This is a genomic window from Ideonella sp. A 288 (genome assembly GCF_002198735.1).
Classification (GTDB): domain Bacteria; phylum Pseudomonadota; class Gammaproteobacteria; order Burkholderiales; family Burkholderiaceae_C; genus Pseudaquabacterium.
On sequence record NZ_MWLO01000069.1, the window covers coordinates 30,013 to 50,173 of the forward strand.

At 70.4% G+C, this 20,161-nt stretch carries 18 protein-coding genes; 6 read left to right on the plus strand and 12 right to left on the minus strand.

Annotated features, from left to right (window positions below; genetic code table 11):
- Positions 1-56 precede the first annotated feature (56 nt).
- From EOINJALH_RS05210 to EOINJALH_RS31600, 3 genes are read left to right on the plus strand one after another with little or no spacing between them, the layout of a single operon-like run.
- Positions 57-791: a response regulator transcription factor gene (locus EOINJALH_RS05210; RefSeq protein ID WP_088279272.1), complete on the plus strand. Its 735-nt coding sequence runs from the start codon at positions 57-59 to the stop codon at positions 789-791.
- A gap of 5 nt (positions 792-796) precedes the next feature.
- Positions 797-2,395 carry a HAMP domain-containing sensor histidine kinase gene (locus EOINJALH_RS32545; RefSeq protein ID WP_234413663.1) on the plus strand — a complete coding sequence of 533 codons (1,599 nt, stop codon included), beginning with the start codon at positions 797-799 and terminating at the stop codon, positions 2,393-2,395.
- Positions 2,395-2,925 carry a hypothetical protein gene (locus EOINJALH_RS31600; RefSeq protein ID WP_088279254.1) on the plus strand — a complete coding sequence of 177 codons (531 nt, stop codon included), beginning with the start codon at positions 2,395-2,397 and terminating at the stop codon, positions 2,923-2,925. The genes EOINJALH_RS32545 and EOINJALH_RS31600 overlap by 1 nt, the downstream gene beginning before the upstream one ends.
- Positions 2,926-2,947: 22 nt before the next feature.
- On the opposite strand, the gene EOINJALH_RS05225 is transcribed toward EOINJALH_RS31600, so the two are convergent.
- The 12 genes from EOINJALH_RS05225 to EOINJALH_RS05280 form a co-directional block, all read right to left on the minus strand.
- Positions 2,948-3,790 carry a segregation and condensation protein A gene (locus EOINJALH_RS05225; protein WP_404872734.1) on the minus strand — a complete coding sequence of 281 codons (843 nt, stop codon included), beginning with the start codon at positions 3,788-3,790 and terminating at the stop codon, positions 2,948-2,950.
- Between the two features lie 22 nt (positions 3,791-3,812).
- Positions 3,813-4,019, minus strand: coding sequence for a DUF3460 family protein (locus EOINJALH_RS05230; RefSeq protein WP_088279255.1), 207 nt, complete (start codon positions 4,017-4,019; stop codon positions 3,813-3,815).
- A gap of 100 nt (positions 4,020-4,119) precedes the next feature.
- Complete coding sequence (locus EOINJALH_RS05235; protein ID WP_088279256.1) at positions 4,120-5,832, minus strand: SulP family inorganic anion transporter; 1,713 nt, start codon at positions 5,830-5,832, stop codon at positions 4,120-4,122.
- 322 nt (positions 5,833-6,154) lie between these two features.
- Complete coding sequence (locus EOINJALH_RS05240) at positions 6,155-7,156, minus strand: hypothetical protein (protein ID WP_144289870.1); 1,002 nt, start codon at positions 7,154-7,156, stop codon at positions 6,155-6,157.
- A complete protein-coding gene (gene metG / locus EOINJALH_RS05245; RefSeq protein WP_088279258.1) occupies positions 7,153-9,216 on the minus strand; it encodes a methionine--tRNA ligase in 2,064 nt (687 codons plus the stop codon). Before metG ends, EOINJALH_RS05240 begins: the two co-directional genes overlap by 4 nt.
- 133 nt (positions 9,217-9,349) lie before the next feature.
- Complete coding sequence (locus EOINJALH_RS05250; protein ID WP_088279259.1) at positions 9,350-10,261, minus strand: formate dehydrogenase accessory sulfurtransferase FdhD; 912 nt, start codon at positions 10,259-10,261, stop codon at positions 9,350-9,352.
- A gap of 52 nt (positions 10,262-10,313) precedes the next feature.
- On the minus strand, positions 10,314-10,664 hold the full coding sequence (locus tag EOINJALH_RS05255; protein ID WP_088279260.1) for a hypothetical protein: 351 nt from the start codon (positions 10,662-10,664) through the stop codon (positions 10,314-10,316).
- A 22-nt stretch (positions 10,665-10,686) separates the two neighbouring features.
- Entirely contained in the window at positions 10,687-11,844 is a 1,158-nt protein-coding gene (locus tag EOINJALH_RS05260) for a formate dehydrogenase subunit gamma (RefSeq protein WP_088279275.1), read from the minus strand.
- A 23-nt stretch (positions 11,845-11,867) separates the two neighbouring features.
- Positions 11,868-12,104 (minus strand): hypothetical protein, encoded by a 237-nt coding sequence (locus EOINJALH_RS05265; RefSeq protein WP_088279261.1) that lies wholly within the window; start codon positions 12,102-12,104, stop codon positions 11,868-11,870.
- Complete coding sequence (gene fdh3B, locus EOINJALH_RS05270) at positions 12,101-12,730, minus strand: formate dehydrogenase FDH3 subunit beta (RefSeq protein WP_088279262.1); 630 nt, start codon at positions 12,728-12,730, stop codon at positions 12,101-12,103. The genes EOINJALH_RS05265 and fdh3B overlap by 4 nt, the downstream gene beginning before the upstream one ends.
- Positions 12,731-12,742: 12 nt before the next feature.
- The gene (locus EOINJALH_RS05275; protein ID WP_088279263.1) at positions 12,743-15,718 is read right to left on the minus strand and encodes a formate dehydrogenase subunit alpha; all 2,976 of its coding nucleotides are present in this window, start codon (positions 15,716-15,718) and stop codon (positions 12,743-12,745) included.
- A gap of 136 nt (positions 15,719-15,854) precedes the next feature.
- A complete protein-coding gene (locus tag EOINJALH_RS05280; protein WP_088279264.1) occupies positions 15,855-16,067 on the minus strand; it encodes a formate dehydrogenase in 213 nt (70 codons plus the stop codon).
- 183 nt (positions 16,068-16,250) lie between these two features.
- On the opposite strand from EOINJALH_RS05280, the gene EOINJALH_RS05285 reads away from it, so the two are divergent.
- The 3 genes from EOINJALH_RS05285 to EOINJALH_RS05295 all read left to right on the plus strand — a co-directional run.
- Positions 16,251-17,657 carry a sigma-54 dependent transcriptional regulator gene (locus EOINJALH_RS05285; protein WP_088279265.1) on the plus strand — a complete coding sequence of 469 codons (1,407 nt, stop codon included), beginning with the start codon at positions 16,251-16,253 and terminating at the stop codon, positions 17,655-17,657.
- Positions 17,654-19,672 (plus strand): cache domain-containing protein, encoded by a 2,019-nt coding sequence (locus EOINJALH_RS05290; protein ID WP_234413664.1) that lies wholly within the window; start codon positions 17,654-17,656, stop codon positions 19,670-19,672. The genes EOINJALH_RS05285 and EOINJALH_RS05290 overlap by 4 nt, the downstream gene beginning before the upstream one ends.
- Before the next feature lie 93 nt (positions 19,673-19,765).
- Positions 19,766-20,161 (plus strand): DUF3305 domain-containing protein (locus EOINJALH_RS05295; RefSeq protein WP_088279266.1); only part of this gene is annotated, 396 nt, incomplete at its 3' end.

The following is a 20,161-nucleotide window of genomic DNA, read 5'->3' on the forward strand; positions in this document are numbered from 1 at the left end:
GGGCCGGCCGTGCGCGCAGGTAGCATGTCAGCCGTTGCGGCAAACGAGGCATGGCGATGAAGGTGTTGCTGGTCGACGACCACCCCCTGATCCTTTCGGCGCTCACCGCCGTGATCCACGGCCTGGACCGCGGCATCGAGGTGGTTGGCGTGCTCGACGCCGGGCGCGCCAACGCCGAGCTGGCGGCCGCGGACGACTTCGACCTGGTGCTGCTCGACCTGTCGCTGGGCGACACCGACGGCTTCGAGGTGCTGGCCGACCTGCGCAGCCGCTACCCGCTGCTGCCGGTGGTGGTGGTGTCGGCCACCGAGCGCCACAGCGACATGATCCGCGCCATCGACATGGGCGCGATGGGCTTCGTGCCCAAGCGCACGTCCAACCGCGAGCTGGTCGACGCGCTGGCCATGGTGACGACCGGCGGTGTCTACCTTCCGCCCGCGATGCTGGGCATGCTGTCGCGGCCTGTCGCCGCCAGCGAACTGCGGGCCGGCGCGGGCGCCACGCCCTCGATCGCCGAACTGGCCAGCGCCGAGGTGCACCAGCGCCCGGCCAGCGTCGAATCGCTGGGCCTCACGCCGCGCCAGTCCGACGTGATGGCGCTGCTGCTCAAGGGCCTGCCCAACAAGCTGATCGCCCGCGAGCTGAAGCTGTCGGTCGAGACGGTGAAGGACCACGTGGCCGCGGTGCTGCGCGCGCTGGGCGTGTCGTCGCGCACGCAGGCGGTGCTGGCGGTGAGCCAGATGAACCAGTCTGGCGGCGCGGCCCCGACACCTACCCCGCCGCGGCCCTGACGGCCATGGTCCTGGCCCGCGGCGCCAACGGATCGATGCGCGGGCGCGACACCGTCGCGAGCCGGGGCGACGCGTTCGACGGCCGTGATGACCCCGACGGCGTCGACGCGCCCGGCGGCTTCCGCAGCGCGGCGGCCCGACCCGCCTTGCCTGATGGGATGCGGGCCGAGCAGGTGCGCGGCCTGTACGCCTATACCGGCTCGTCGCTGCTGGGCAATGGCCTGGGCGCCGGCATCGTCGGCTGGCTGTTCGCCGGTACGGCCGCCGCCGGCCAGGTGACCGGCTGGCTGGGGGCCTTCGCGCTGGTGTGGCTGGCGCGGCTCGGCCTGGCGCTGGCCCACCGCCGCGCGGATGCGGTCTCGCCACTGGGCGACCAGGCCAGCCAGCGCTGGCGCCGCCGCTGGAATGCCGGCGCCCTGGCTTCGGGCACCTTGTGGGGCTTCGCGGCGTGGCAGTTCTATGGCGCGGGCGACGCGGTACAGCGCGCCGCGCTGCTGCTGGTGGTCAATGGCCTGTGCGTCGGTTCGATCCCGTCGCTGGCCACACAGGGGCGGGTGTACCTGGCCTACCTGGCGCTGGCCATCGTGCCGGCGATCGCGCGGGTGCTGGCCGAGGGCGATCCCAATGGCCTGTGGCTGGCCACGGTGATGGCGCTGATCCTCGTCACTGCGGCGCTGCTGGGCCGCAACTTCCACACCGCGTTCCGCCACCTGCTGCAGCTGCGCTCGCGCACCCGCCAGCTGATCGCCGAGCTGCGTGACGAGACCGCTGCTGCCGACCGCGCCCGCGCCACCGCCGAAGGCGCACGCGTCGAGGCCGAAGGCGCACGCATCGAGGCCGACCGCGCCCGTGCGGAGGCCGAGGCGGCCAACCAGGCCAAGACCCGCTTCTTCGCCGCGGCCAGCCACGACCTGCGCCAGCCGCTGCATGCCCTGGCGCTGTTCGCCGGGGCGCTGCGCACGGCCAACCGGGATGCGCCGCTGGCACCGCTGGTCGCGCGCGTCGGCGAGTCGGTCGAGGCGCTCGACCGCTTGTTCACCGAACTGCTGGACATCACCCGCATCGACGCCGGAGGCGTCGACCCGCGGCCGTGCGACTTTGCGCTGGACGAGGTCTACCAGCGCCTGCGGCCGCACATGGAGCCGGTGGCCTTCGAGAAGGGCCTGCTGCTGGTGCTGCGCGGCGGGCACCGCCGCGTGCATGCCGACCCGCTGCTGGTGGAGCGCATCCTGCGCAACCTGATGGCCAATGCGCTGCGCTGCACGCACGACGGCGGCGTGCTGGTGGCGGCACGGCCGCGCGGCGACCAGGTGCTGCTGCAGGTGTGGGACAGCGGCATCGGCATCGCGCCGGCCGACCAGGCGCGCATCTTCGACGAATTCGTGCAGGTGGCCGAGGGCCCGGGCACCGCCTCGGCACCGCGCCGCCAGGGGCTGGGACTGGGCCTGGCGATCGTGCGCCGCCTGGCCGCGCTGTCGGGTGCCGGGCTCGTGCTTCGGTCGGTGCCGGGCCATGGGTCGGTGTTCAGCCTGACGCTGCCGGCCGCGCCCGCGCAGGCGGACACGGCGGCGCCTGAGGAGCGCGCGGCGCAAGGGCCCGCCTGATGCCCGCGACGCTGGCCTTCGACCTCGAGCGCGGTCGCGACGACCCGACCGATGCGCCGCCGGTGGTGTGGCGCCAGGCCGAGCCGCTGACACCGGCTGCGCTGGCCCGGCGCTTTGCCGACGAGTGGGCCGCCTGGTACGGCCCCGGGCTGGCCGGGCCGGCGGCGCTGATCGGGCTGCAGCTCGACGCGGCGGCCCTGCAGGCGGATGTGGCCGGCGGCAAGCCCTTGGGCTCGGTAGGCTGGGTGCTGCCGGTGGTGCGCCGTCGGCGACGCTGGCTCACCATCGACCGGCTGGACTGCGTCGAGACCCCCGTCGCGCCCTTGCGCCTGCGGGTGGTGTGGGGTGCGCTGTCGCCGCCCGACCTGCCGCCGGGCCAGGTGGCCTGGCGCCCCTGCGCGCTGCAGGAGCGGCTGGACGCCGGCCCGGGCGCGCGGGCCAACGACGCCCCGGTGTGGCGCTGGGCGCAGCGCCTGCGCGGTGGCGTCGGGCTGGTGGTGGTGGACGCCGTGGCGCCGCTGGCCGGCTGACGCAGCCCGGCTCGAAGGTCGCTCAGGACGGCTGGTAGGACAGCCGCACGTAGATCGGCGCGAAGGCCTCGGCCTGCGTCACCTCGAGCAGGCGCTCGCGCGCCAGTTCGAGCATCGCGATGAAGGTGACCACCATCACCGCCGGGCCGCGGGTGGGCTCGAACAGGTCGTGGAACTCGACGAAGCGCTGGCCCTGCAGCCGGCGCAGCACGATGCTCATGTGCTCGCGCACCGAAAGTTGCTCGCGGCTGATGCGGTGGTGCTGGTTGAGCTTGGCGCGCTTGAGGATGTCGAGCCAGGCGTCGCGCAGGTCGACCACCGCCACATCGGGAAAGCGCGGCTGCAGGCTCTGCTCGATCGTAACCTCGGCCCGCAGGAAGTCGCGTCCGATCACCGGCAGGGCATCGAGCCGCGCGGCGGCCAGCTTGAATTGCTCGTACTCGAGCAGGCGGCGCACCAGTTCGGCACGCGGGTCTTCGGGCTCGGCGCCGTCGTCGGCCTTTCGCGCCGGCAGCAGCATCCGCGACTTGATCTCGATGAGCATCGCGGCCATCAGCAGGTATTCGCTGGCCAGCTCGAGGTTGTGGTTGCGGATCTGGTCGACGTAGGCCAGGTACTGGCGCGTCACGTCGGCCAGCGGGATGTCGAGGATGTTGAAGTTCTGCCGACGGATCAGGTACAGCAGCAGGTCGAGAGGGCCTTCGAAGGCTTCGAGGAAGACCTCCAGCGCATCCGGCGGGATGTACAGGTCCTGCGGCATCTTGAACAGCGGCTCGCCATACAGGCGTGCCACGGCGATGCCGTCGACCGGCAGGGCGTCGGTGTCGGGGCCACCGGGGGGCAGGGTCGCGCCGTTGCTGGCGATCGACTCCGACACGACCCGGGCCTTACTTGCTGCTCGGGCCGAAGTAGACGTAGGGCTTCTGCGGCACGTTCGCGGCGCGGTACTCGGCCTGCGCGTCGCGGTCGATGGCCTTGTCCCAGAGCAGGGCTCGGCCGGCCTGCTGTTCGGCCTCGAGCGTGGGCTTCTTGGCCTTGAGCTCTTCGATGAAGGACGTCACGTCCGACGTGTAGGGCTTCCAGAAGAACGGCATGGCGGGTTTCCAGGGGGGATCAGGGTCGACCGCGCATTTTAGGCGCCTTCAGGGTGTCGGCAGCCTGACAGGGCCGGGTCGATCGCACGGACGGGTGGGTTCAGGGGGCCGCTGATGACGCGCTGGCCTCTGCCGACGCGTCGCCGCCGGTGGCCGGGAACGCGTCGCCCACGGACGGCACGATCTGCTCGGCACCGAGTTCGTACTCGAAGCCCGAGCGGCGGATCAGGCCCATCGGCTGCGGGTTCACGTTGGCCAGCACCAGCGCGATGCCCTGGCGCTTGAGGGTTCGGTGGAGCTGCTGCATCGCGTCGATGCCCGACGTGTCGATCGAGATCAGCCGGTGCATTTCGAGCACCACCGCGCGGGTGCCGGCCGGCAACTGGGCCGGCAAGGCCTCGATCTTGCCGACGGCGCCGAAGAACAGCGAGCCGAACAGCTCGAACGCCGCCACGCCCTCGGGCAGCGGCGAGCCCTGGTGCGGGTGCACGGTGAACAGCTGGCTCATCCGGTAGATGAAGAAGCCGCAGGCCAGCAGCAGGCCCACCTCGACCGCCACGGTGAGGTCGAAGATCACGGTGAGCAGGAATGTGCCCACCAGCACCGTGCGGTAGGGCAGCAGGAAGTGCTTGAGGCGGGCGAACTCGCGCCACTCGCCCATGTTCCAGGCCACGAACAGCAGGATGCCGGCCAGCGCCGCCAGCGGCACGTGCAGGGCCAGCGGCGCGGCCACCAGCACGATGACCAGCAGCGTGAGCGCGTGCACGATGCCGGCGATGGGCGAGGTGCCGCCGGCGCGCACGTTGGTCACGGTGCGGGCGATGGTGCCGGTGGCCGGGATGCCGCCGAACAGTGGCGCGATGACATTCGCCACGCCCTGCGCCATCAGCTCCTGGTTGGGGTCGTGGCGTGGCAGGTCGGGCGCCATGTTGTCGGCCACCCGGGCGCACAGCAGCGATTCGATGGCGCCGAGCAGCGCGATGGTGATGGTGGGTATGACCAGCAGCTTGGCGCTCTGCCAGCTGAAGTCGGGCAGCGCAAAGCCCGGCAGCGACTGCGGGATGCCGCCGAAGCGCGAGCCGATGGTTTCCACCGGCAGCCCCATCGCCACCGTGGCCAGCGTGGCGGCCACCAGCGCGACGATGGTGCCCGGCAGGTGCGCCGCCCAGCGGCGCAGGTGGCCGCGCACGCCCACAGGGCCCTGCGGCATGGTGTACGACTTGGGCCACAGCACCACGATGGCCAGGCAGGCCAGCCCCATGCCCAGCGCGGTGAGGTTGGTGGTGGCGATGTGATTGCCGATGACCGCGATCTGGCTGAAGAAGTCGGCCGGCATCTTGTCGACCTTCAGGCCGAGCAGGTCCTTCAGCTGCGACAGGCCGATCAGCACCGCGATGCCGTTGGTGAAACCGATGACGATGGACACCGGGATGTAGCGCACCAGCGCGCCCAGCCGCAGCCAGCCCATCAGGAACAGCAGCACGCCGGCCAGCGAGGTGGCGATCAGCAGGTTGGCCAGGCCGTAGCGCTCGACGATGCCGTAGACGATGACGATGAACGCCCCCGCTGGCCCGCCGATCTGCACGTGCGAGCCGCCCAGCGCCGAGATGATCAGCCCGGCGATGATGGCGGTGAACAGTCCCTGCTCGGGCTTGACGCCCGAGGCGATGGCGAAGGCCATGGCCAGCGGCAGCGCCACGATGCCGACCGTGATGCCGGCGCCGATGTCGGCGCCGAGCCGTCGCTTGTCATAGCCCTTCAGGGCATCGAGCAGTCTGGGCCGGAAGGGTTGGACTCGAAAGGGCAGTGGCATGCGGGCTCCGTGGGGTGGGACGGTCGGGGCAGACGGGACTGCCCGGTGGTCCACCGTGGCGCATGCGGACGATGAAGCGCCGGCGCCGCGACATGTGCGCCACACGAGGATCGGCCAGCATGCAAGCTCGCATGCAGCGCATGATGCCATTGCCGACCGACACCACCCTGACGCGTCAATGGCGCCCGCATGGGGGCGCGTCGCCGTTCGGCAGATCGCGGCGTCCCGCCGTTCCAGACCACGCGCCGCACGGCCGAGCGCATGAAGCGCCCGCTCGGCCCCGGCGGGTCGTGGCCCGGCAGCGCGCCGCGGCGCGGGCCGGTCAGCGTGGGTCGGGGGCCATCGGGTTCCAGATCTGCTGGAAGCTGAACGGCTCGGCGGCCCGCCCGTCCACGGTCACGCGCACCGCGTGCATGCGGCCATCCCCCGGCACCTGCAGGCGCCACAGGCGGTCGATCGGCGTGCCCTGTCGGTCGCGGAAGGGGCGGTCGGCGATCAGGTGGTGGCTGTCGCCATGGACCAGCAGCACCGGCAGCCTTGCGGCCTGCACCAGCGGCAGCAGCGTGTCGCTGATCAGCGGGCGGAAGGCCTTGCGCACCTCCCGCGGCTCGTCGCGGTGGCGCTGCGGGCGGAACACATCGGCCTGCATCGCCAGCACCAGCGCGGTGGCGCCCTCGGCCGCCGCGCGCACGAAGGCGTCCCGCACCCACTGGGCGTTGGCCGCTTCACGTCGGCGCTGCTCCATCCGCAGGGCGCCCGACGCGGCCTCGGTGTTGTCGCGCGGGCCGATCACGTGGCAGGTGGCGAACAGCACGCTGCCGTGGCGCCAGCGCTGGTTCTCGCGGTAGGGCGCGTAGGCCGGCATGGTGTCGGGCTGGCGCTGCAGCGCGATCGGCCGCCGGCCCATCGACTGGGCCGTGGCATAGAAGCGCTGCCGCAGGGCCTGCAGGCGTTCCAGCGGGTCGGCGCCATGGCGCTGGCAGTCGGTCCAGTCGTTGTCGCCGGGGGTCAGCACGAGGGCGGCATCGAAGCGCTGGAAGTACGCGTGCACCCGGTCGAAGAGCGCATCGGTGCACTCGGTCAGCCCGTCCTTGAAGTCACCGACGTGGATCGAGAAGGGCGGCCGCTCGGCGTTGACCAGGTCGATCAGGTGGCGGAAGGCCGGGCCCGCGCGGCCGTCCAGGCCGTAAGGCATGTCGCCCAGCGCCACGAAGTGCATCGCAGCGGGCGGGGCGGGCTGTGCCGCCGCGGTGCCCAAGGCCCACGGCATCGACGTGCCCAAGCCCCATGGCGCCGCGGCGCCCAGCAGCGTTCGGCGCTTCAACGCACGCGCATGCCGGGCGTCGCACCCGGCCACGGCTCGAGCACGAAGATGCCGGGGTTCGCCTTGCCGTCGGCGTGGCTGGCGGCGAGCACCATGCCCTCGCTGACGCCGAACTTCATCTTGCGCGGCGCCAGGTTGGCCACCATCACCGTGTGCTTTCCGACCAGGCTGGCCGGCTCGTAGGCGCTCTTGATGCCGGAGAACACGTTGCGCAGCCGGCCTTCGCCGACGTCGAGCGTCAGGCGCAGCAGCTTGTCGCTGCCGTCGACATGGGCCGCGTCGACGATCAGCGCGATGCGCAGGTCGACCTTGGTGAAGTCGTCGATGCCGATCTCGGGGGCCAGGTCTTCGCCGCCGGGCACCACGCGCACCTCGGCGGGCGGCTCGAACAGCGCGTCGACCTTGGCCGCGTCCACGCGCTGCATCAGGTGCTTGTAGTCGCCGATGACGTGGTGGCCCAGCGCGCGCGCGGCGTCGGCGAACTGCATCGGCTCGACGCGCAGGAAGCCCTCCACCTTGGCGGCCAGCGCCGGCAGGATGGGCTTGAGGTAGATGGTGAGCAGGCGGAAGGCCTCGATGCACACCGAGCACACGTCGTGCAGCGCCGCCGACTTGGCGGCGTCGTCGCCCGCGCCCTTGGCCAGTTCCCAGGGCTTGTGCTGGTCGACGTACTCGTTCACCCGGTCGGCCAGCAGCATGATCTCTCGCACCGCCTTGCCGAACTCGCGCTCCTCGTACAGCTGTTCCACCGCGGCGCCATGGGCGCGCAGGCCATCGAGCAGCACGCGGCCCTCCACGCCCAGGTCGGACGACAGGTGGCCACCGAAGCGCTTGCTGAGGAAGCCCGCCGCGCGGCTGGCGATGTTGATGTACTTGCCCACCAGGTCTGAATTGACGCGGGCGATGAAATCGTCGGGGTTGAAGTCGATGTCCTCGACGCGGGCGTTGAGCTTGGCAGCGATGTAGTAGCGCAGCCATTCGGGGTCGAGGCCGAGCTCGAGGTACTTCATCGGGCTGATGCCGGTGCCGCGGCTCTTGCTCATCTTCTCGCCGCTGACGGTGATGAAGCCGTGCACGAACACGTTGTTGGGCACCTTGCGGCCGCTGAAATGCAGCATGGCCGGCCAGAACAGCGTGTGGAAGTAGATGATGTCCTTGCCGATGAAGTGCACCTGCTCCACCGCCGGGTCGGCCATGTAGGCGTCGTAGTCCCAGCCCTGCTTGCCGGCCAGGTTCTTCAGCGACGCCAGGTAGCCCACGGGCGCGTCGAGCCAGACGTAGAAGTATTTGCCCGGCGCGTCCGGGATCTCGATGCCGAAGTAGGGCGCGTCGCGGCTGATGTCCCAGTCGCCCAGGCCACCGGTCATCACGCCGTCGGCATCGGCGGCCTGCGTGAACCATTCGCGCACCTTGTTGGCCACCTCGGGCTGCAGCTTGCCGTCCTGCGTCCACTGCTCGAGGAAGGCCACGCAGCGCGGGTCGGACAGGCGGAAGAAGTAGTGCTCGCTGCTGCGCAGTTCGGGGGTGGCGCCCGACAGGGCCGAATACGGGTTCTTCAGCTCGGTGGGCGAGTAGACCGCGCCGCACACCTCGCACGAGTCGCCGAACTGGTCCTTGGCGCCGCACTTGGGGCACTCGCCCTTGATGAAGCGGTCGGCCAGGAACATGCCCTTCACCGGGTCGAAGAACTGCTCGACCGAGCGCACGTCGATGAGCTCGTTGCGGCGCAGACCCAGGTAGATGTCGCGCGCCAGTTCGTGGTTCTCGGCGCCGTCGGTCGAGTGCCAGTTGTCGAAGGCGATGTGGAAGCCGTTCAGGTAGGCCGGCCGCGCCGCGGCGATGTCGGCGACGAACTGCTGCGGCGTCTTGCCGGCCTTCTCGGCGGCGATCATGATCGCCGCGCCGTGGGCGTCGTCGGCACAGACGAAACGCACCTCCGAACCCCGCATGCGATGCGCCCGCACCCAGGTGTCGGCCTGGATGTACTCCATGATGTGGCCGATGTGGAACGGGCCGTTGGCGTAGGGCAGCGCGGTGGTGACGAAGAGCTTGCGGGTCATGGCCGACCGTTTCGGGGGAATGGACCCGGGATTCTAGGCGTGCCCCTGCGGGCGCGTCCCATGGTCACCGCCGCTGCCGGCAGGCTGAGCGAGACGCGCGTGGCGCGGCGCAGGGCCCCTGGCCGGGCGGCCGTCAGCCCGAGACGACGCGCACCGGCGCGCGCTGCGGCTCGGGTTCGGAGTCGAAGCGCTCGAAGCCGGTGTAGCAGAGGAAGTGCCGGTTGGCGGCGCGGCCGAAGAGGGTCATGCCCAGCTTCGTGGCCAGTTCGTGGCCCATGGCCGTGACGCCATTGCGCGAGACGATGATCGGCACGCCCATCTGCGCCGACTTCATGACCATCTCGCTGGTCAGCCGGCCGGTGGTGTAGAAGGTCTTGTCGCCACCCTCGACGCCGTGCAGCGCCATCCAGCCGGCGATGGTGTCGATGGCGTTGTGGCGGCCCACGTCCTCGACAAACATCAGCATCTCGGCGCCGCGGAAGAGGGCGCAGCCGTGCACCGAGCCCGCCTTGCGGTGGATGCTGTTGCGCTGGCGCATGACCTCGAGCATGCCGTGCAGCGTGCCCTGGCGGATGCGGGCCACCTCGGGGCCGGGCAGGCGCAGGGTGTCGAGGTCGGCCATCACGTCGCCGAACACCGTGCCCTGGCCGCAGCCGGTGGTGACCACGCGGCGGGCCGTTCGGGCCTCGAGGTCGGTCACTCCCTGGTGCGTGCGCACCGCGGCGGCGCCGACGTCCCAGTCCACCGTGATCGACTCGACCTCGCCGACGCGCGAGATCAGCCGCTGGTTGCACAGGTAGCCCAGCACCAGCAGTTCGGGTGAGGCCCCCAGGGTCATCAAGGTGACGAGTTCGCGCTTGTCGATGAAGACCGTGAGCGGGCGCTCGGCGGGGATGTGGATGCTGCGGCGGTCGCCGCACTCGTCGACGATGGCGATTTCTCGCAGCAGCGACACCGACGCCTGCGTCAGTCGCGGCGCGCCGACCACCGGCACCCATTCGCGCGGTACGCCAAAGGCCTGTGGGGCAGTGGAGTCGGCGGGCATGGCAGAGGGGGTCGAGCGGGCGCTGGCGTCGATGCGGGTGGCGATGACCGACCTACTTCTTCGTCGGTGCGGGCGCCGCGGCCGGTGCCGTCGGCGTCGCGGCGGCGGTGACGGTGGGCGCCGAGGCCGGCGGCGGGTAGACGAAGGCGCCAGGGTCGGCACAGGGCGGTGTCGCGGTGGCGGGCTTCGGCTCCTTGCCGGACTTCTTCGCCTGGGCCACATAGCCGGCGGCCACGCGGTCCATGCTCAGGCACAGCTTGTAGGCCTCGACCTTGCCGCCGTGGGCTGTCTTGGCGGCGGCCTCGGCGGCCTTGGCCTTGGCCTCATCGGACGGCGGCGGGAGCTTGGCGAAGGCGCCGGTGGCGGCCAGCGCCAGGGCGGCGAGCAGGGCGGTTTGTTTCATGGAAGGGGTCCCTCGTGGATCGTCAGGCTTGCGGTGTGGCCGGGCCCAGCGCGGGCGCTGGTTCGGCCGAGCGCTTGGCGGGGATCTTGCCGGCCTGGACATCCTGGTACCAGAGCGCATGGTGCTCTTTGGCCCAGCCTTCGTTGACATAGCCGGTGCGCATGCCCTTGTAGGCGCCGCGTGTGCCGATGGTGCCCATGTAGATGTGGCCCAGCAGCGCGGTGATCAGCAGGATGGCGCTCACCGAGTGGATCATGTGGGCGATCTGCATGTCGCCTCGAAGGTCGCCGACGCCCGGGATCAGGTTGTTCAACACCAGGCCCGAACCGATGGACACCAGGCCGGGGATGCACATGCCCCACCAGAAGATGCCCTTCTCGGCCGCGTTGAAGCGGTGCGAGGGGATCTCTTCATCGCCCAGCATGCCGCCGCCCTTGCTCAGCCAGACGAAATCGGACGCGCTGGCGATGTTGTCCTTGACGAAGGTGACGACCACGATGATCAGCGACACCGCGAACAGCGGGCCGACGAAGTTGTGCGCGGTCTTCAACGCGTAGGTGAGCCAGCCGAACAAGGTGCTGCCCATGACAGGCAGCAGCAGGAACTTGCCGAAGGCCATCACGATGCCCGAGACGGCCAGCACGACGAAGGCCGACGCGTTGGACCAGTGCGCGGCGCGTTCGAGCGGGGTGAAGCGCTCGATCATGCGGCCGGTGTCGGCGTGGTCGCGGCCCAGCGGGCCCTTGCGCCAGTAGAACAAGGCCAGCGCCAGCACGGTGATGAACAGCAAGGCGCCGCCGTACGGCAGGATCCACTGGTTGCGCACCTGGCGCCAGGCCTCGCCGGCGGTGGTGAAGCGCGAGCCGGGGTACTGCAGGAAGGGCTGGATCAGCGTGCCCTTCTCAGCGCCCGGCAGGTTGGTGACGCCTTCGCGGTTGCCCGACTCGCGCACCGAGCGCCAGAACGGCGCGTTGTTGCCGGGCTGGGTCTTGCTGCGCTGGGCGTTGGACTCGTCCGGCTTGGGATCGGTCGGTGCGACGAAGCCCGCGGGCGGGCCGTTGGGTGCGGCCACCGCGGCGTCGGCCGGCGGTGACGACTGGGCCTGCGCAGCCACGGCCGCGAGCCACAGCACCGCGGCCAGGCCCAGCGGGCGCAGCATTCTCGAGATCAGCTGGGACATGCCATGCTCCTGCGGCAGCGCGGTCACTTCGGCTGGGCGGCCGAGCGCGTGTACTCGTTCTGGGCCTGCGCACGCTGGCGCATCTGCTGTTCCCAGCTGGCCTGGTCACCGGCCTTCCAGCCGCCGGCCACGTAGCCGTTGGGGGCCATTTCCCAGGCCTTGCCGTCGGACTTGCGCGCGCTGGTGGTCTGGGCCTTCTCGCCGCAGGCCGACAGGGCCAGGCCCAGGGCCAGCAGCGACAGGGTGAGGGGGGTTCTCATGACTTGGTGCCTTCCGTCTTCGGTTGCGCGCCGCCCGAGGCGGGCTTGCCGTAGGCCGTGCCCCAGCCCCAGACCTCGCTGCCCTTGCCGCGGGTGAGCACCCGGGTGCGGAAGATGTCGGCCACCACGTCGCCGTCGCCGCCCAGCAAGGCCTTGGTCGAGCACATCTCGGCGCAAGCCGGCAGCTTGCCTTCCGCCAGGCGGTTGCGGCCGTACTTCTCGTACTCGGCCTCGGTGCCGTTGGCCTCGGGGCCGCCGGCGCAGAAGGTGCACTTGTCCATCTTGCCGCGCAGGCCGAAGGTGCCGTTGGTGGGGAACTGCGGTGCGCCGAAGGGGCAGGCGTAGCTGCAGTAGCCGCAGCCGATGCACACGTCCTTGTCGTGCAGCACCACGCCTTCGTCGGTGCGGTAGAAGCAGTCGACCGGGCACACGGCCATGCAGGGGGCGTCGCTGCAATGCATGCACGCCACCGAGATGCTCTTCTCGCCGGGCACGCCATCGTTCAGCGTGACGACGCGGCGGCGGTTCACGCCCCAGGGCACGTCGTGTTCGGCCTTGCAGGCGGTGACGCAGCCGTTGCACTCGATGCAGCGCTCGGAGTCGCAGATGAATTTCATTCGGGCCATTGCGGTGTCTCCTTAAGCCGTGGCGCGTTCGATCTGGCAGACCGTGGTCTTGGTCTCTTGCATCATCGTGACACTGTCGTAGCCGTAGGTCGTGGCGGTGTTGATGGCCTCGCCGCGGACCACCGGCTTGGCGCCGTCCGGGTAGTAGGGCGCCAGGTCGACGCCGCCCCATCGGCCCGAGAAGTGGAAGGGCAGCCACACCGTCTCGGCGTCCACCCGCTCGGTGACCATCGCCTTGACGCGCAGGCCCTTGAAGTCGGGCACCGCAGCCATCGGCGGGGTCTTGACCCAGACGTAGTCGCCGTTGCGGATGCCGCGGTCGTTGGCAGCCTTGGGGTTGATCTCGACGAACATCTCCTGCTGCAGTTCGGCCAGCCAGGGGTTCGAGCGGGTTTCCTCGCCGCCGCCTTCGTACTCGACCAGCCGGCCGCTGGACATGATCAGCGGGAAGGTCTTGCCGATGTCCTTGTTCTGCTGCTGGACGCTCTTGTAGAGCGTGGGCAGGCGCCAGAAGGCCTTCTTGTCGTCGTGCGTCGGGTACTTGGCGACCATGTCGGCCCGCGTGCTGTACAGCGGCTCGCGGTGCTGCGGCACGGGGTCGGGGAAGTTCCACACCACGGCCCGGGCCTTGGCATTGCCGAAGGGGTGGCAGCCATGCTCCTTCATCGTCACGCGGATGATGCCGCCCGACGGATCGGTCTTCCAGTTCTTGCCCTCGGCGGCCTTCTTCTCGGCCTCGGTGAGGTCGTCCCACCAGCCCAGCTTCTTCAGCAGCAGGTGGTCGAACTCGGGGTAGCCCATGGTCAGGTCGGCGCCCACCGAGTGCGAGCCATCGCCGGCCAGCAGCGACACGCCGTCGCGCTCGACACCGAAATTGGCGCGGAAGTTGCCGCCGCCGTCCATCACGTGCTTGGAGGTGTCGTAGAGGTTGGGCGAGCCCGGGTGCTTGAGCTCGGGCGTGCCGTAGCACGGCCAGGGCAGGCCGAAGTAGTCGCCGTCGAGCTTGTAGCCGGTTTCCTTGTCGATGCCGCCCTTGGCCTTGAGCGTCTTCACGTCGAAGACGTTCATGTTGCGCATGTGCGCCTTCAGCCGCTCGGGGCTCTGGCCGGTGTAGCCGATGGTCCAGACGCTCTTGTTGATCTCGCGGAGGATGGACTCGGTCTCGGGCTCCATGCCGCCCTTGCCCTGCACCATCTTGTAGTTCTTGACCAGTTCCTTGTCGAAGCCCAGCTTCTGTGCCAGCTGGTACATGATCATGTGGTCGGTGCGGCTTTCCCACAGCGGCTCCATGACCTTCTCGCGCCACTGGATCGAGCGGTTCGACGCGGTGCACGAGCCAGTGGTCTCGAACTGCGTGGTGGCCGGCAGCAGGTAGACCGCACGATTGGGGTTGCGATCTTCGGCCTTGCCTGGCATGGCCGCCATCGCCGCGGTGGCCGACGGGAAGGGATCGATCACGACCAGCAGGTCGAGCTTGTCCATCGCCTTCTTCATCTCGAGACCGCGGGTCTGCGAGTTGGGCGCGTGGCCCCAGAAGAACAGGCCGCGCAGGTTGCTCTCCTGGTCGATCAGGTCGTTCTTCTCGAGCACCCCGTCAACCCAGCGCGACACGGTCATGCCGGGCTTGGTCATCATGCCGGGCGCGTACTGCTTCTTGATCCACTCGAAGTCGACGTCCCAGGTCTTGGCGAAGTGCTTCCAGGAGCCCTCGGCCAGGCCGTAGTAGCCGGGCAGCGAATCGGGGTTCGGGCCCACGTCGGTGGCGCCCTGCACGTTGTCGTGGCCGCGGAAGATGTTGGTGCCGCCGCCGCTCTTGCCGACGTTGCCCAGCGCCAGCTGCAGCAGGCACGAGGCGCGCACGATGGCGTTGCCGATGGTGTGCTGGGTCTGGCCCATGCACCAGACGATGGTGCCGGGGCGGTTCTCGGCCAGGATCTTGGCCACCTTGAAGGTGGTGGCTTCATCGACGCCGCAGGCCTCCTGCACCTTGTCGGGTGTCCACTTGGACAGGCACTCCTCGCGCACCTTGTCCATGCCGTAGACGCGGTCCTCGATGTACTTCTTGTCTTCCCAGCCGTTCTTGAAGATGTGGTGCATCACGCCGAACAGGAAGGGGATGTCGGTGCCCGAGCGGATGCGCACGTACTCGTCGGCCTTGGCCGCGGTGCGGGTGAAGCGCGGGTCGACCACGATCATCTTGCAGCCGCTCTCCTTGGCGTGCAGCATGTGCAGCATCGACACCGGGTGCGCCTCGGCGGCATTGCTGCCGATGTAGATCGCCGCCTTGGCGTTCTGCATGTCGTTGTAGGAGTTGGTCATCGCGCCATACCCCCACGTGTTGGCCACGCCGGCCACGGTGGTGGAGTGGCAGATGCGGGCCTGGTGGTCGGTGTTGTTGGTGCCCCAGAGCGACACCCACTTGCGCATCAGGTAGGCCTGCTCGTTGTTGTGCTTGCTCGATCCGACGAAGAACAGCGAGTCGGGGCCGCTCTGCTTGCGCAGCTCGAGCATGCGGGCGCTGATCTCGTCCAGCGCCGTGTCCCACGAGATGCGCTGGTACTTGCCGTCGACCAGCTTCATCGGGTACTTCAGGCGGAACTCGCCGTGGCCGTTCTCGCGCACCGCGGCGCCCTTGGCGCAGTGGGCGCCCAGGTTGATGGGGGAGTCGAACACCGGCTCCTGGCGCACCCACACGCCGTTCTCGACCACCGCATCGATGGCGCAGCCCACCGAGCAGTGGCCGCACACCGTGCGCTTGACCTCGACCTTGCGCGCGCCGTCGGCCGCCTTGGCGGGGTCGGCGGCCTGCGCCTTGCGCACCAGCATCAGCTGCGAGGTGGCGATGCCGGCACCGACGCCAAGGCCCGAGCGGCGCAGGAAGGCGCGGCGGTCCATCGTGGGCACGGCCCGCGCGACGCCGCGCGCCAGGCTGGCGACGAGGCTGGACGACGTGGCCCCGGGCTTGGTGGATTTGCGGGTGAGCAGCATGGGAGGTCTCCTGTCTGTCATGGGCCAGCGCAGGCGCGGCGCGCGTGGTGGCGGATCGGGTTCGTGGGCCTGGAGGCCGCGTGGCGACGGCTGGGCTGCCCAGGGGCGGCGCGGCGACGCGCGGCCCCGGGGGCGGTCAGATCGTGGTGGTGCGGTAGTACTGCAGCACGTGCTCGGTCACCTGGTAGCCGCCGCCCTGTTCGGGCGCCGGCCGGGGTTCGGCGGCGGCCTCCGGTTCGGCCTGGCGCGCCATCGGCAAGGCCACGGCTGCCGCGGCCAGCGCGCCGGCGGTGCCGGCGCCGGCGAACATGCGGCGGCGCGAAAGTTGGGGCGTCTTGGGTGTGCTCATCGAAGGCTCCTGGCGTGAGGACCCATGCACTCGGATGCATAGGTCACCCCCTGATTGGGCGTGAGAGTAAACCCGAAATCCATCCGGGTGGATCCGGGGGTTGGCGCGACAAGTTGTCGCTGCCGGGGTGACAAGTTGTCGCCGCGGTGCTGTCGAGACCGCGTTCCTACAATCGGCCGAGCCATGACCCTCGATGCCGTGACCGCTGCCCAACTGTCCGAGCGCTGGCCGCTCGCGTCGGTGCTGGTGGTCGACGACGAGCCGGGCATGCGCAACTTCCTCGAGAAGACGCTGCAGCCGCGGGTGGGGCAGGTGTTCGCCGCCGAATCGGCCGAGGACGCCGACGAACTGGTGCGCCGCCACCGCTTCGACCTGGTGGTGCTGGACATCGCGCTGCCGGGCAAGAGCGGCATCGCCTGGCTGAAGGAACTGCGCGAGCGCGGCAACAGCTTCGAGGTGGTGCTGATCACCGCCTTCGCCGACCTGGACACCGCGATCGAGGCACTGCGCGCCGGCGCCAGCGACTTCATCCTCAAGCCCTTCCGCGTCACGCAGATCCTCAGCGCCATCCAGCACGGCCTGGAGCGTGCCCTGCTCAAGCGCGAGAACTGGGTGCTCAAGCGCACGCTGTCGCAGCGCACGCCGCCGGCCGATGGGTTGGTCGGGCGGTCCATCGCCATCAGGGGCCTGCAGGCGGCCATCCAGCGAGTCGCCAGTGTCGGCTCCACCGTGCTGCTGTGCGGCGAATCCGGCACCGGCAAGGAACTGGCCGCGCTCGCGCTGCACCGCAACAGCCCGCGCGCCGCCGGGCCCTTCGTGCCGGTGAACTGCGCCACGATGTCGCCCGAGATGATCGAGAGCGAGCTGTTCGGCCAGGCCCAGGCCGGCACCGGCGACAGCGGTCCGCGCAAGCTGCGCGACGGCCTGTTCGTCTATGCCCAGGGGGGCACGCTGTTCCTCGACGAGATCGGCGAACTGCCGCTGGCCCAGCAGGCCACCCTGCTGCGCGTGCTGGAAGACCGCCGCATCCGCCCGGTGGGCAGCGAGCAGCAGATCCCGGTGGACGTGCGCATCGTCGCCGCCACCAACCGCAGGCTGGCCGACGAGGTGGCGGCGGACCGCTTCCGCAAGGACCTGTACTACCGGCTGCAGGTGGTCGAGATCAACCTGCCCCCGCTGCGTTCGCACAAGGAAGACATCGCCGAGCTGGTGGAGCACTTCGTTGCCACGCTGGCGCCGCAGCTGGGCGTGCCGCCGATCGAGGTCGATGCCGACGAGCTGGTCTACCTGCAGCAGTACGACTGGCCCGGCAACGTGCGCGAGCTGCGCAACCTGATCGAGCGCTCGCTGATCCTCGGCGCGCTCAACGTGTCGGCGCTGTACCAGGGCTTGGCCCGGATGGCGGTGGGCAGCGGCGGCAACGGCCGGCCCGCGCCGCCGCCGGCGCCCACCGACCTGCACGCGATGGAGAAGCAGCACATCCAGGCCGTGCTCGACAGCGTGGGCGGCGACAAGACCCGCGCCGCGCAACTGCTGGGCATCTCGCGTCGCACGCTGGAGCGCCGCGTGCTCGAGTGGAATCAAACTTGAACTTTCCCCAGGCGCTGGCGCGGCAGCCCATCCGCACCAAGCTGCTGGCGATGGTGCTGATGCCGCTGGTGGTGGTGCTGCCGCTGCTCGGCCTGGTGCTGGCCATCTGGGGCAACGCGGCGCTCGACCGGCTGCTCATCACCAAGGTGCGCGCCGACCTGGCCATCGCCCACGGCTACTTCGACCGGGTGCTCGGCGAGGTGGCCGCGGGCACCAGTGCCGTGGCCGATTCGCATGCGCTGCACGAGGCGCTGACCGCCCGGGCCTCGCCCGAGGCGCTGCAGGCGCTGCTGGACTCCTTTCGCCAGCGCGAGCGCCTGGATTTCGTGCACCTGCGCGCGGTCGACGGCCAGGCCATCGCCAGCGACTTCAGCACCGCGCCCGGCCCCCTGCCGCTGCTGCCGGCGCCCCGGCCCGGCGACCGTGTGCGCGCCACCGTCGAGGTGCTGGCGCCGTCGGGGCAGGCCCTGCTGTCGCCCGCGCTGCGCGAACGGGTGCCCGTGCCGCTGGTGCCCACCCGCAACGCCCTGCCCACCGAGCGCACCCACGAGGACCGCGCCATGGTGGTGGTGGCCGACGCGCCGGTGCGCACGGCCGACGGCACCCTCGTCGCCCGCGTGCAGGCCGGCATGCTGCTGAATCGCAACCTCGGCTTCATCGACCACATCAACGAGATCGTCTACCCCGAGGGCAGCCTGCCCTTCGGCAGCCGCGGCACGGCCACGCTGTTCCTCGACGACGTGCGCATCTCCACCAACGTGCGGCTGTTCGGCACCGATCCGTCCGGGCTGCGCCGCGCGTCGGATGCCAGCGCCTCGGGCGAGGCGCGCGCCATCGGCACGCGGGTGTCGCAGGCGGTGCGCCATGCGGTGCTCAGCGACGGGCGCACCTGGCTCGATCGCGCCTTCGTCGTCAGCGACTGGTATGTGTCGGGATACGAGCCGATTGCCGATGGCGCCGGCCGCCGGGTGGGCATGCTCTACGTCGGCTACCTCGAACAGCCCTTCACCTGGATGAAATACGGCGTGCTGGCCGGCATCGGTGTGGCGTTCTTCGGCGTGATGATCCTGGCCGCCATGGCCTCGGCGCGCTGGGCGCGCGGCATCTCGCAACCGCTGGAGCGCATGGCGCTGACCATGCAGCAGGTGGAACACGGCGACCTCGAGGCCCGGGTGGGCCCGGTCGACAGCGGCGACGAGATCGGCGCACTGGCCGGCCACCTCGACCAGTTGCTCGACGCCATCGACGACAAGACCGGCGCGCTGCAGCGCGGGAATGCCGAGCTCGACGCCAAGGTGGCCGAGCGCACCCGCGCGCTCGAGACCGCGCAGCAGCAACTGGTGCGCACCGAGAAGATGGCGGCGGTGGGCCAGCTCACCGCCAGCATCGCGCACGAGGTGAACAACCCGATCGCGGTGATCCAGGGCAACCTCGACCTGGTGCGCGAACTGCTGGGCGCCGACGCCGCCCGCGTGGCGCCCGAGCTGAAGCTGGTCGACCAGCAGATCGAGCGCATGCGGCTGATCGTGACGCAGTTGCTGCAGTTTGCCCGACCCAGCGACTTTGCCGGCTACGTGGAGGAGGTGGACACTGCCCGAGTCATCGACGACTGCGGCGTGCTCGTCGGCCACCTGCTGGCCAAGACGCGCATCGGCGTGCTGCGCGAGTACGCCGCGCGGCGCCGGCCGTCGATCAATCGCAACGAGCTGCAGCAGGTGCTGGTGAACCTGATCGTCAACGCCATCCACGCGATGCCCGACGGCGGCGTGCTCTCGCTCAGCACCCGCGACGTGGGCGAGCGCAGCGTCGAGATCAGCGTGGCCGACACCGGCCCCGGCCTGCCCGAGGAACTGATGGACCAGCTGTTCAAGCCCTTCGTCACCCGCAAGAAGGACGGCACCGGCCTGGGCCTGTGGATCAGCCGCAGCATCGTCGAGCGCTACGGCGGCGACATCCGCGCCGGCAACCAGCGCGGCGGCGGGGCGCTGATGACGGTGGTGCTGCAGTGCGAGTAGCGTCCGCGGCCCTCAGGGCTTTCCCTGGTCGGGCCGCTGGCGGTGGCCTGACGGCGACGTGGCCAGCCCCGGCTCGCTAGACTCCCCGGTTCCATGGACCCCCGCCCCGCCATCCGCGTCGCCGTGCTGCTCGAGCGCCAGCGCCAACCCAACGCCTGGGAAGACTGGCGCTTTGCGCTGGCCGAGATCGTGCCCGACGACGGCAGCTTCGGCACCGAGCCGCGGGTGCTGCGCGACGACGGCCGCATCGCCCGCACGCTGCACCCGGGCTTCGAGGTCACCCTGCACGCCGACGAGGCCGAGGGCTACTACCTCAACCTCAGTTCCGGCGGGCCGGTGTGGTTCGTGATGTGGCGCATCGACGATGAAGACCCGTCGCGCGCCTGGCCCGAGTTCGTCACGCTGTCGTACAACGAGGCCGGGCGCCTGCTCGACGCGCAGGAGCGCGTCGACAACCTGCCGCTCGATGCCGACACCCGCCAGTGGCTG

Bases quoted from the DNA above. Each gene is read 5' to 3' on its own strand.
- metG (WP_088279258.1), bottom strand. From the start codon at position 9,216: ATGACCCGCAAGCTCTTCGTCACCACCGCGCTGCCCTACGCCAACGGC.
- EOINJALH_RS32545 (WP_234413663.1), top strand. From the start codon at position 797: ATGGTCCTGGCCCGCGGCGCCAACGGATCGATGCGCGGGCGCGACACC.
- EOINJALH_RS05255 (WP_088279260.1), bottom strand. From the start codon at position 10,664: ATGAAACAAACCGCCCTGCTCGCCGCCCTGGCGCTGGCCGCCACCGGC.
- EOINJALH_RS05260 (WP_088279275.1), bottom strand. From the start codon at position 11,844: ATGTCCCAGCTGATCTCGAGAATGCTGCGCCCGCTGGGCCTGGCCGCG.
- EOINJALH_RS05250 (WP_088279259.1), bottom strand. From the start codon at position 10,261: ATGCCCGCCGACTCCACTGCCCCACAGGCCTTTGGCGTACCGCGCGAA.
- fdh3B (WP_088279262.1), bottom strand. From the start codon at position 12,730: ATGGCCCGAATGAAATTCATCTGCGACTCCGAGCGCTGCATCGAGTGC.
- EOINJALH_RS05230 (WP_088279255.1), bottom strand. From the start codon at position 4,019: ATGCCGTTCTTCTGGAAGCCCTACACGTCGGACGTGACGTCCTTCATC.
- EOINJALH_RS05275 (WP_088279263.1), bottom strand. From the start codon at position 15,718: ATGCTGCTCACCCGCAAATCCACCAAGCCCGGGGCCACGTCGTCCAGC.
- EOINJALH_RS05265 (WP_088279261.1), bottom strand. From the start codon at position 12,104: ATGAGAACCCCCCTCACCCTGTCGCTGCTGGCCCTGGGCCTGGCCCTG.
- EOINJALH_RS05280 (WP_088279264.1), bottom strand. From the start codon at position 16,067: ATGAGCACACCCAAGACGCCCCAACTTTCGCGCCGCCGCATGTTCGCC.
- EOINJALH_RS05235 (WP_088279256.1), bottom strand. From the start codon at position 5,832: ATGCCACTGCCCTTTCGAGTCCAACCCTTCCGGCCCAGACTGCTCGAT.
- EOINJALH_RS31600 (WP_088279254.1), top strand. From the start codon at position 2,395: ATGCCCGCGACGCTGGCCTTCGACCTCGAGCGCGGTCGCGACGACCCG.
- EOINJALH_RS05210 (WP_088279272.1), top strand. From the start codon at position 57: ATGAAGGTGTTGCTGGTCGACGACCACCCCCTGATCCTTTCGGCGCTC.
- EOINJALH_RS05285 (WP_088279265.1), top strand. From the start codon at position 16,251: ATGACCCTCGATGCCGTGACCGCTGCCCAACTGTCCGAGCGCTGGCCG.